Annotated in this window: 10 protein-coding genes; 3 read left to right on the top strand and 7 right to left on the bottom strand. The window is 34.8% G+C overall.

From position 1 onward, the window contains the following. The first annotated feature begins 25 nt into the window (after positions 1–25). A complete protein-coding gene (gene rlmH / locus ACZZZI_RS13975) occupies positions 26–499 on the top strand; it encodes a 23S rRNA (pseudouridine(1915)-N(3))-methyltransferase RlmH (protein ID WP_316756392.1) in 474 nt (157 codons plus the stop codon). Between the two features lie 271 nt (positions 500–770). Here the strand turns inward: rlmH and ACZZZI_RS13970 are convergent, their stop codons facing one another. Next, positions 771–1,319, bottom strand: a complete 549-nt coding sequence (locus ACZZZI_RS13970; protein WP_316756390.1) for a DUF5606 family protein — start codon at positions 1,317–1,319, stop codon at positions 771–773. A 71-nt stretch (positions 1,320–1,390) separates the two neighbouring features. Continuing rightward, entirely contained in the window at positions 1,391–1,849 is a 459-nt protein-coding gene (locus tag ACZZZI_RS13965; protein ID WP_316756388.1) for a peptidylprolyl isomerase, read from the bottom strand. Between the two features lie 460 nt (positions 1,850–2,309). Between ACZZZI_RS13965 and ACZZZI_RS13960 the strand changes: the two genes are divergently transcribed. Both ACZZZI_RS13960 and ACZZZI_RS13955 read left to right on the top strand, forming a co-directional pair. Then, positions 2,310–3,491, top strand: a complete 1,182-nt coding sequence (locus ACZZZI_RS13960) for an asparagine synthetase B (RefSeq protein ID WP_316756386.1) — start codon at positions 2,310–2,312, stop codon at positions 3,489–3,491. Positions 3,492–3,748: 257 nt separating this feature from the next. Beyond that, positions 3,749–4,441, top strand: a complete 693-nt coding sequence (locus tag ACZZZI_RS13955; protein WP_344767005.1) for a porin family protein — start codon at positions 3,749–3,751, stop codon at positions 4,439–4,441. Between the two features lie 55 nt (positions 4,442–4,496). Here the strand turns inward: ACZZZI_RS13955 and ACZZZI_RS13950 are convergent, their stop codons facing one another. The 5 genes from ACZZZI_RS13950 to ispG form a co-directional block, all read right to left on the bottom strand. Next, entirely contained in the window at positions 4,497–6,548 is a 2,052-nt protein-coding gene (locus ACZZZI_RS13950; protein WP_463489734.1) for a putative porin, read from the bottom strand. A gap of 1 nt (position 6,549) precedes the next feature. After that, positions 6,550–7,365, bottom strand: coding sequence for a purine-nucleoside phosphorylase (locus tag ACZZZI_RS13945; RefSeq protein WP_463489733.1), 816 nt, complete (start codon positions 7,363–7,365; stop codon positions 6,550–6,552). Continuing rightward, positions 7,337–8,398 (bottom strand): tetraacyldisaccharide 4'-kinase, encoded by a 1,062-nt coding sequence (lpxK, locus tag ACZZZI_RS13940; RefSeq protein ID WP_463489732.1) that lies wholly within the window; start codon positions 8,396–8,398, stop codon positions 7,337–7,339. Before lpxK ends, ACZZZI_RS13945 begins: the two co-directional genes overlap by 29 nt. Before the next feature lie 299 nt (positions 8,399–8,697). Next, positions 8,698–9,972, bottom strand: a complete 1,275-nt coding sequence (locus tag ACZZZI_RS13935) for a mechanosensitive ion channel family protein (protein WP_316756376.1) — start codon at positions 9,970–9,972, stop codon at positions 8,698–8,700. Positions 9,973–10,128: 156 nt separating this feature from the next. Then, positions 10,129–12,111: a (E)-4-hydroxy-3-methylbut-2-enyl-diphosphate synthase gene (ispG, locus tag ACZZZI_RS13930; protein WP_463489731.1), complete on the bottom strand. Its 1,983-nt coding sequence runs from the start codon at positions 12,109–12,111 to the stop codon at positions 10,129–10,131. Positions 12,112–12,200: the final 89 nt, after the last annotated feature.

Below are 12,200 nucleotides of genomic sequence, written 5' to 3'. Positions count from 1 at the left end.
AATGATAAATATAGGTAAATATTAAATGAAGATTACCCTTATCGCCATTGGCAAAACAGAAGATAAATACTTAATTGAAGGCATTGATAAATATATTAACCGTCTAAAACACTATATAAACTTTAGTTTTTTGGCTATACCTGATGTTAAAAATGTTAAAAACTTATCAGAGGCACAACAGAAAGCAAAAGAGGCTGAGCTATTACACAAACAAATTAATAATGGCGATGTTGTTATTTTACTTGATGAAAAAGGGAAAAAGTATAGCTCAGTAGAATTCTCTAATTACCTTAACAAACAAATGGTTGGTAGTGTACAACATTTAATCTTTATCATCGGCGGACCATATGGTTTCGATGATACCATTTATAAAAGAGCAAATGGTTTGATATCTTTATCTGATATGACTTTTTCGCATCAAATGATTCGTTTGTTTTTTGTAGAGCAATTGTATCGCGGTTTCAGCATTTTAAAAGGCGAGCCCTATCATCATGCATAATATAGAAAATATAACGTTATCGGTTGATAAAATTAAATATCGTGTGGAATTGAATTAATAAAATCATCATTAAATAAAAAGCTATGATACTTGATAAATATAAACGACAATATAAATTTAAAAGCAGACAAAGCGGAGGCGACAAATATTTTTGGATTAGCATAATTGCATCTTCTCTAATTTGTGGCCTAATTTGGTACTTCTCTTAAATTTAAGCGCATAAAAAAACATCGAATAAATTCGATGTTTTTTTAACATTTTAAAGAAGCAATTAAACTCCTTTTTTACTTGTCATGCTTGCTTTTTTAGCAGGAGCAGATGTTTTAGTAGTTGCTTTCGCGTTTGAAGCTTTAGCACCTGTAGCTTTCTGTTTTTTATCTGCAGCAGCTTTTTCTTCAGATAATTTCACTTCAGCAGGTGTACCTTGTGTTTCTGGAGTATCTTCAGTAAACAATGGCAAATCTTTAATTAAGTTATACCAGCCAATAATTTTTTTCATGTCAGAAGCATAAACTTTGTCTTCATCATGTCCTGGCGCAACTTCATTAAAGTAAGCACGTAAAACCGAAGTATCAGCTTTAGTATCTGGAGTAGTTCCTTTAGCCGAAATTTTCGTAAAAACATCAACTAATTTAATTTCCTCATCTTCGCCGTAAACGGTAATATCTTCTAACGATGCAAGCTTAGTATTTGTGATGTTAGCCACAACTTTAAGTTTTTGTGCATCTAAACCTTCTAAAATATAACCTACTTTATTTTGTCCCACAAGTTTAAACAAACCTGGTCTGCCCGAAACGGCAACAATTCCTCTTAAATTCATATTTAATTTGTTAAGCGATTAGCGTTTAGGATAAAGCGTAAAAACGCCAGTCGCCTTACGCTCAACGCATTTTAATCTTCAATTATTTCGACAGTTAAAATTTTATCTCCCTGACGGATATCATCAACAAGATCAACATTTTCAACTGCTTTACCAAATACAGTGTGGTTACGATCTAAATGCGCAGTATTAGTTCTGCTGTGGCAAATAAAGAATTGCGAACCACCAGTATTACGACCTGCATGAGCCATTGATAACACACCACGATCGTGATATTGGTTTTCACCATCTAATTCACAATCGATTTTGTAACCAGGACCGCCAGTACCAGGCATACCAGAAGCACCATCTTTTGAATTAGGGCAACCTGTTTGAACCATAAAATTAGGAATTACACGGTGAAAAGTTACACCATCGTAAAAGCCTTCTTTTGCTAATTTTTTAAAGTTTGCAACTGCTTTCGGAGCATCTTGTTCAAAGAACTCAACAGTCATATCACCTTTTTCGGTTTTTATTATTGCTTTACTCATATCAATTTTTCTTTATTAAAAACATCCCAAAAATTTTAAAACTTTTATGGGAACCGCAAAAATAACAAAATTGTATAAATAGAACATCTTTAAAGATTTAAATATGTCATTATCTTCCTAAAAATATTAAGAAAACGAATGTTTGGGTAATTCTTCTTATTATTCAGCCCTGCCATTCGCTGTAGCCCTCGTAAAAAAAAACTCGGGGCTGCCGCTTTTGTCAGGTTTACGAACAAAGTTAAATGCACATAAAACATAAACTAGTCAAAAAAATAACAAAAAATTTATCCCTGCAAAATGTAGGTAATTCAAATCGATAACACGATTAAATTTTTGGAAACAGACTAAATGAAGTATTTTAGTGTTTTATGTAATTATGGCGACTAAAAAGAAGTATTACATTTTGATTTTCTGCTTGCTAACCAGCATTGGTGTAAAAGCATCATCCCTATTAATTTTTATGGATGAAGATCAAAAAAATCATTTAAAGGCCTACGGAATTGCATATTGGACAATAAGCAAACAAGTTGAAGTTGATTGGTTATTAAATTACCGAGGCGGAAGCTTTTTGATTAAATACAATAAAACCGTTGAAGACGAATGTAAAATAAGAGGTGTATCTTATGAAGTATTGGCCGATGGAAAAGTAACCAACTTACTAAACGAAATTAGTGATCCATCCGTTAATATGGAGATGGTGAAGCTCGAGAAAACGCCAAAAATTGCCGTTTATTCGCCTAAAAGCAAACTCCCCTGGGATGATGCCGTAACCTTGGTATTAACCTACGCAGAAATTCCTTATGATGTAATTTATGACGATGATATTTTACAAGATAAACTAAGCAAGTACGATTGGCTCCACTTACATCATGAAGACTTTACTGGTCAGTACGGGCGCTTTTGGTCATCTTTCAGGTATGCAACATGGTACCAGGAAGATGTTAAAAACCAGGAAGCCTTAGCCAAAAGAATGGGTTATAAAAAAGTTTCGCAAATGAAGCTGGATGTAGCCAAACACATAAAAGAGTATTGTGCTGGTGGTGGCTTTATGTTTGCCATGTGCTCTGGAACGGATAGTTTTGATATCGCCCTTGCAGCCGATGGCGTAGATATTTGCGCAGCCATGTTCGATGGTGATGCTGCTGATCCAAATGCACAATCGAAGCTTGATTACAGCAAATCGCTAGCTTTCCAAAATTTTAAACTCGACAACAACCCAATGAATTACGAATTTTCGGATATTGATGTAACCAATAACCGAGGTTTAAATGAATCGAACGACTATTTTACCTTATTCGATTTTTCTGCTAAATGGGATTTAGTTCCAACTATGCTTACGCAAAACCATGATAAAGTTATTAAAGGGTTTATGGGTCAAACAACTGCTTTTAAAAAAAGTCTGATTAAAACAAGCGTTACCGTATTAGGTGAAAACAAAGGCGCAGCAGAAGTTAGATACCTGCATGGAGAAATTGGTAAAGGTCAGTTTACTTTTTATGGCGGCCACGATCCAGAGGATTACCAACACGCTGTTGGCGACCCACCAACCGATTTAAATTTACATCCAAATTCTGCAGGTTATCGGCTAATCTTAAATAATGTTCTTTTTCCAGCAGCAAAAAAGAAACCCCAGAAAACTTAACCCCCATTTTTTATTTTTCAGCTAAAAGCTAAATAATTCCTGTTAACTATACAGAATTAAGGAATCAAAAGAAGCATTTATACCAAGAAAGAAACTTACTCAAAGAGCCGCAAAACATACTGTACATCAATAAATTAGCAATCGAAATGTAACACACTTGATACTTTGGCATAGCTTTTGGAATGAGAGGTTTAATTAATTCAGGATTTACCTGGAAATACTTAAACGAAAAATCTTTTACCTAAAAAGAAAATATTATGAAAAAGTTACTATTAAGTGCAGGAGTTTTATTGTTGGCAACAGGTGCATTCGCACAAACAACCATGAGTGGCAACTCTGCAAGATTCGGATTAAAAGCAGGTGTTAACCTTTCTAGTTACAGTGGTACTGGTGCTTTAGATCGTGATTACAAAAATAATGTTGGTTATAACGTTACTGCATTTGGCGATTTCGGAGTTGGAAATAACTTCTTCATTCAGCCGGGCGTTTCGTTACAAAACAAAGGTGCAAAATTAGAAAGCACAGGAACAGCAGCTGGAACAACTGTAACGGGAACATTTAAACAAGATGTTATGGCTATCGAAGTGCCAATTAATGCTGTAGTAAGAATCCCAACGGGCGATGCTGGTGCATTCCAAATTAGTGCAGGGCCATACGTTGGTTTCAATATTTCTGGTAAAAACAAATACACAGGAACCTATACAAATGGTGCTGTTGCAGGCTCATCGTTTACCGATAGAGATATAGAATTTGGTAGTACAACTAGCGATGATTTAAGCAGCATTGATTTTGGAGCTAACTTTGGATTGGCATACCGCTTAAATAGTGGAGTATCAATCGGAGCAAATTATGGTTTAGGTATATCTAATTTAGTACCTAAAGATTCGAGAACTAATGATGATAAATTAAGAAACCGTGTATTAGGTTTTACAATCGGTTATTCATTGTAGAAAAACGATTTAAATAACAAAAGCCTGTTTTGAATATTCAAAACAGGCTTTTTTATTAATCGTAAAAATTCCAGGTTACGCCAAATTTAAGTAAGGCGTCGGGCATCGGATATCGATTTACCGTATAATATCCCGTTGAGGATAAACCTTGATTCGCATAATCATATTTCACAAAAATATTTGCCCGTTTTAAGTTAGCTTTCAAGAATACATCAACTACTGGCGTAGATTTAAATACAGTTGCATCTCCTACAAAAAACTGCGATACAGCAGGCGAATAAGAATAGTTAGCATAAGATGTATTGTACCTTACATCAAAGCCAATATTAGTTTTTAAAACTTTAAAAATGTTTAAATCAACATAAAAACTATTACAGGTATAAAACTCAGGCGTTCTTAAAATACTTTCATTATCCGTTTTTTGGTAAGCTAAATAATTTTCAATTGTAAATTTACCCAGCTTCCATTTCTTAGAAACATCTAAACGAATTAAACTAATATCAGAGGTTTCCTGATATGGTTTTATATTATAATCCTTAATTAATGTACTACCTGTTCCAAAATATAGATAGTTGCTAGTTAGAAAATATTTAGCACCCGCCTGCAAACCCAGTTTATCATTTATATACTCAAAAGATAGGTTAGCAACCTTAGTGTTTTTTAAATCGGAATTAGTCCAGAAGAAATGGTTACCGTTGTAAAAACTAAAAATTTCTGAAGGAGATTGATTTTGAAGATAAGCCCCTAACTCTATTCTTCCAATATCTTTGCCTAGGGCAATTCTACTTTTAGCTTCATACAGGAAATCGCCAGCATTTCTACCCTGAAAAATCTGTTGAACATCCAAATTGAAGTCGATATTACTGGTAAAACGATAACCTAATGCGCCAATAATGCTTAAATTTTGGAAACCAAATTTGCTGTTTTCGTAAGTATTACCATTTTTCCTTCTCCCAATCGTAGTATAGTTATAATAATCATGTCGGATCCCGGCATCCAACTTCAATTCATTTTTAATTACTGATGAATTTTTAGCCCTTAAAAAAAAACTGTAAACAAACTCATTTTTAATATGCTGAACATGTGTTGAATCGTTGGTAAAGGTAGGATCCAAAGCCAAATCACTAGCATCAGTAGGCCTAAGCGTCATTTTTGTAGTTTTATCTAAGGCTGTTGGAATAACACTGTTATCATCTAACTGATCTTTAGTAAAATCGTAACTATCATTATTGTATTCAATAGTGTAGGTAACTTTATTTGTTGGTAAAACCGAACTGTTTGTTTTAGAACTATCTATCCTGCCAACATAATAAGTTTGCTTTAAAAAAACTGTATTTTTTCGATACAAATTTCTGGCATTTGATAACCGAATGGCTTCAGCATCCCTCTGAATTTTTGAGTAGCCAGTATTAAAAATACTATCCGCACGAACAGAGCCATTTTCGTAAGCACGCATGGTATTAAAAATAGCAGAAGCCCACATGTTATACCTTTTACTAGGCGATTGATACCAGCTAAACAGGGCAATATTTAAATTATCTCCTCTCTGGCGGCTATAAAACCCTCTCGAATCCATTCTATTAAAGTTAAAGCCAGCATTCCAGTTTTTCTTAATATTCTGACTATGGATCCCTTTAAAAAATTGCTCCTTTTGCCCTGCACTTACTAAGTACAAACTTGTAAAAGGCGCTCTAGCCTGATAATAAATAATATCTTCGGGTGTTAAAGCATAATAATCTAAAGAATGATAACCTGGATCGAAACCAATTCTTTTAGAAGGCTCATATAATAATGGCCTTGCAACCTGCCCCATACTTCCAGTTGTAATTGTTGGGTGTTTAGGTTGCATTAAAGGGCTATAATTTTGAATATTAAAAGTAGATGTATCTAAGGGAATAAGCACAATACTGTCTTTACTTAAAGCCATCTTCGTGAATTTAATGTATTTAGCATTGTAAACAATAGAATCCTTTTCCCCCTCTTCTTTCTTGCGTAAAGAATCCAGCTCTTTATTATTACCCACACTCGTTTTTAAATCTTGAGCAAAAACATCGCTTATTCCAACGAATAAAGAAATTAAAAAGCAGAACAGAACAACTCTACGCATTTTATAATTCGGCAATTAATCTGGTTAAAATTTCAGTCATTTTAGGTTCTGCTTTTGCTGCAGCTTCTAAAATCTCGTCTAAATTGAAAGGCTGTAAATCTTCAGGAAAACCCTCATCAGTTAAAACTGAGATTGCAAAAACGGGTAAACCTGCGTGGTTTGCAACTATTACTTCTGGTACAGTGCTCATACCAACCGCATCGGCACCAATTAAACGTAAGTATTTATACTCTGCCTTTGTTTCTAAATTCGGACCAGAAACAGCTACATAAATACCTTTATGGCATTTTACATCAACATCTTTTGCAATATCTAAAGCTTTGGCAATAATACTTTTTTTATAGGGCTGACTCATATCTGGAAAACGAGAGCCTAACGAGCTTTCAATTATGCCTCGTAATGGATTATCGGGCTGAAGATTAATATGATCTTCAATAATCATCAAATCACCTTTCTTAAACTCAGGATTTAAAGACCCTGCAGCATTCGAAACAATTAAATTTTCGATACCTAAACCTTTCATTACGCGAACAGGAAATGTAATTTGCTGCATACTGTAACCTTCATAATAGTGCAAACGACCTTGCATGGCTACGATTTTCTTTCCGTTTAAAGTTCCAAAAATTAATTTGCCGCTATGAAACTCTAATGTTGATATTGGAAAATTTGGAATATTAGAGTACATCAATTGATGCTCTACTTCAATATCTTTAACCAAACCACCCAAACCAGTTCCTAAAATTATTCCTATTTCTGGTTTAAAGTTTTCAGTTTTACGTTTTATGTACTCAACGGTTTCTTCTATTGCTCTTAACATAGTTTAAAATAAGTTCGTCAAAGTTAATCTTATCTTCTTCAAATAAATCAACCTCGATAGGTAAATAATATACGGGTAAATTTACCAGTAAATCTTCAAATCCAGTAGCTCTTAAACGCTTGCTGTCCTTTTCTGTTGTGATTATGATTTTATCTTTTTTTATACCAGCCTCAAAAGTCGATTTAAGTTTCTTAATATCAACTTCTTTGAATGCGTAATGATCAGGAAATTCTAGGTGTTTAATGGTTTTAGAATATTTTTCGAGCTCATTAACCAAAGGTTCGGGGTTGGCAATCCCTGTTAAAAGAAAAACTTCACAATCTTTTATCGAATCTAAAATACGGCTTTCTGCCTTATACAAATGTTGTAGAAGGCCATATTTTAAATATGAATGTAAAACTGGCTGATTTCGGTTTGGCTGTAATTCGTTAACAGAAGCTTGTTGTGCTACGTGCAATAATGGAACTGGCGATTTAGTAACCAGCAACACATCCGCTCTTTTTCGCGATGAAAAAACATCTCTTAAATTTCCCGCTGGGAGCAAGAATTGTAAAGTGCCGAGTTTTTGAAACTCAAAGAGTAGAATATTAAAACCAGCTTTTACTGCCCTATGCTGAAAGGCATCATCAAGAATAATTAAATCATGATTTTCCTTTAATTTTTCGATGCCAGCTACCCGATCTTCGCAAACAGCAACTGTTATATTTTCAAATTTCTGATGATATTGCAACGGTTCATCGCCAATGGTTTCGGCAGTTGCAATATCATCAGCCAATATAAAACCTTTTGTTTTTCGGCCGTAGCCCCTACTCAAAATTGCAATTTTATAATCGGCTAATAAACGCACTAAATATTCGGTTGTTGGTGTTTTGCCCGAACCGCCGACCGCTAAATTACCTACACAAATTACAGGCAAATCGAATTTAACCGAGCGTATAACGCCCCAATCGTACAGCTTTTTGCGAATAACAATTGCCACACCATAAATTAAGGAGAACGGAAGCAGTAAAAAACGCAGATATTTAAGTAGCATAATTCGTGTTTTCAAAATTACTCATTATTTAAACAAGAAAAGCATTACGTTAAGCAATGCTTATTAAAGCAATTTCGTTCTTAAAAGTTTTTTGAAAAGCCAAAACAGTAACACCGATTAATGCTCGTCGGGCTTTGCGCTAAATCTTTTATCGCGAACGTTAGCATTATTAGTTTATCGAACTGCTGCAATAAAAGGATATCGCTGCAATCCCGTTTATTAAAACAATACAATGCAAGTATGCAGAAAGTCTTAAATTACGGTTAATCTGAACCAGGTTTTGTATGAGAAACAACAATCTAATCGTTCCCTCTTCCAACAAAACCACGCATATCACTTCCACTTGGGCTTTGGAAAATCTCTAAATCAAAATAGGGAACCGCAGCAAGTAAATGGTCGAAAATATCGGCAGCAACCTCTTCAAATTTCCTTAAACCTTTCTCCTTTGAGAACACGTAAATTTCTATAGGCAAACCATTTTCTGTTGCCTGTAACTGGCGAACCATAAAAGTTAAATCGGTGTTGATAAAAGGGTTACTTTCCAAATATTTTTCTGCGTAAACTCTAAAAGTACCAATGTTAGTCATGTGTTTTCCGTTAACAAGATTATTGGGATTGACAGCATTTTCAGCATTAAACTTAGCAATTTGCAATTGGGTTTCCTTTAAATAATCTTTCAGAAAATCGATGTTTTGCAAACGGGAAATGAGTTCTTCATCGCAAAATTTTATGCTCGAAATTTTAATATTGATATGTCGCTTAATTCGTCTACCCTCACTTTCTTCCATAGCACGCCAGTTTTTAAACGATTCGCTTACAATGGCATAGCTTGGCACAATGGTTACGGTTTTATCCCAGTTTCTAACTTTAATAGTAGTTAAATTAATTTCTGTAACCTCTCCATCTGCACCGTATTTTTCAACCGTAATCCAATCACCAACACGAACTAAATCTATTGCACTCATTTGTACAGAGGCTACAAAACCTAAAATCGGATCGCGGAAAACCAAGATAAAAACCGCCGTCACAGCCCCGAAACCACCAAAAATATATAAAGGATCTTTATCTAAAATAATTGATAAAATCAATACAAAACCAAGAATATAGATAATGATTTTAGCAACTTGCTTATAACTTCTTATTGGTTTGTCGGCATATTTTCGCGATGATTCCATGATGGAAACAAGTGCGTTAAGAAAAGCATTGATAGCAAACATGGTTGCCAAAACCACATAAATTTTAGAAATTATTAATGCATAAAAAAGCCAGTTCGTAAAATCAATAAAAATAAAAGGAACAGCATTATAAATTATGTATGCACCGAATATTAATGCAAAAGCTCTAAAAACTCTAAATTCGAAAAGCGCACTTTGCCAATTTGGTTTTGTTTTAGCACTTTTTACAGCAAAAATGAATACTTGCCTGGTTAAAAATATAGTTATAAAAAGGAAGAATGTTACACCAATTAATCCAATAAAAAAGTACGAATAAATTAATTCTGTACCCGAAAGATCTTTTTCAACAAGCCATGTTCTTAACTCATTGAATATATATTGAAAAGTAGGAATATTCATTAAGGCAATTTAGGTTTTATTGATTAGAAAATGAATGAGGCAATCAATCGCTGTTACGTAAAGCTTGTCGAAACAAATTTATTAAGTTCTGCCAGCACCAGTAAAGTTTTGGAGCAGCTGTTATTACGATATCGATCTTTCATCAATTGAAGCAATTTATTCTTTCTCTACCCAATTACCATCACCTTTAATAATATCAATCAGTTCATCCAAAGCAAAAGCGGTAGTTACATTTTTCTTCACGACTTCTTGCCCTCTGTAAAGGGTAATTTTATCAGGACCAGTTCCTACGTAACCATAATCGGCATCGGCCATTTCGCCAGGACCGTTTACAATGCAGCCCATAATTCCAATTTTTAAGCCTTTTAAATGATCGGTGCGAGAACGAATTAATTGGGTAGTTTCCTGTAAATCGAAAAGGGTTCTACCACAACTTGGACAAGAAATATATTCCGTCTTGCTTATTCTTGTTCTTGTTGCCTGTAAAATGCCAAAGCTTGTAGAATTAAGCAAAGCTAAATCTGCATTCCGAGCATCAATCCAGATACCATCTCCAAAACCGTCAGTAAATAAAGCGCCAAAATCGGTTGAAGCATAAAGTTGCAGATGATCTGCATCATATTCTTGGTAAGTCCTTTTAATGATTACTGGGACCTGGATATTTTTCTCTTGAAGCGCAACAAAAAACGCTCTTTGTTCAGCCATTCCATGGTTTGCAGATGTCTTCAACACAAAAACCACATTAATCAGTTGATGTAAAGATAAATGATTGAAATGCGTTGCATCAATTTCTACGAAGTTTAAATGCTCGTCCTTAACTACTGACTCATTAAACTCATCTAAAGAAAATAATGGGTGGCAATTATTTTTATCCTTTAAACCTAACCAGGTTTGATAATTGTACACTTGTTTTAAGTTCCCTGGGAAAGAGAATGATGGTAAATTATCGCCTAAGAAAGCTAAATCACAAGCTTGATCAGCTAAGTTATATTTATCTAATCCTGCACTGTAATTGTATCCAATCGAACTTAAAAAATATGGGTCTTTTAAGTTTTCTTTGGAAACATCAATCATTACCATTGGATGATGATGCCCGCCAATGTGTTGAACACTTTCTGTTGTTCTACGGGAATATTGGTATGGACTGTAAGTTGGTGATTGTCCTTCGACAAGCTCAGGATGACATACGACAGTATTGCTTTCAACTTTCAACTTTTGACTTTCAACTCTATTCACATATCGGTCGGCCAAAGCTTTGGCAACTGGAGCCTCAAATTCTGGGTCTTCGGTTAACGAAACGCGAATAGTATCACCTAAGCCATCTTCTAATAAAGTTCCAATTCCAACAGCCGATTTAATACGACCATCTTCTCCATCACCAGCTTCAGTTACTCCGAGATGCAAAGGATAGTTCATACCTTCCTTTACCATTGTTTCTACCAGTAAACGGTAAGCCTGAACCATTACTTGCGTATTACTGGCTTTCATTGAAATAACCAGATTATAATAATTTTCGGCCTCGCACATACGGATAAACTCCATTGCCGATTCTACCATTCCTCGTGGTGTATCGCCGTAATGGCTCATAATACGATCCGAGAGGGAACCATGATTTGTACCAATACGCATCGCTGTACCGTATTCTTTACAAATTTTAATAAGCGGAATAAACTTTTTATTGATTCTTTCTAATTCGGCTGTATAGGCTTCTTGTGTATATTCTAAATTTTCGAATTTCTTTTTATCAGCATAATTACCTGGATTTACGCGAACCTTTTCTACAATTCTAGCTGCCATTTCTGCTGCATTCGGCGTAAAATGGATATCTGCGATTAGGGGAACATTATATCCGCGGTAGCGTAATTCTTTTTTAATATTGGCTAAATTTTCGGCTTCTTTAATACTAGGCGCAGTAATACGAACATATTCGCAGCCAGATTCTATCATTCGGATGGTTTGCTCAACCGTTCCAATGGTATCCATGGTATCGGTGGTGGTCATCGATTGGATTCGAATTGGATTATGACCGCCCAAAGCGATATCACCAATATTTACTTCGCGGGTTAAAAACCTCGAATATTGCGTTAAACTGTTGCAATATCCACCACCTAAATCATGCTTTGCCAAAATATTTTCCATGCGATTGCAAAGATATAGATAGAATTTCGAATGAGAGAATTTTGTATGATAGAATGACTGAATGTTTACTAGCAACTTCCAGTCAATGA

The organism is Pedobacter sp. AC190 (assembly GCF_979258025.1).
This window is presented reverse-complemented; position numbering and strand designations above follow the sequence as displayed.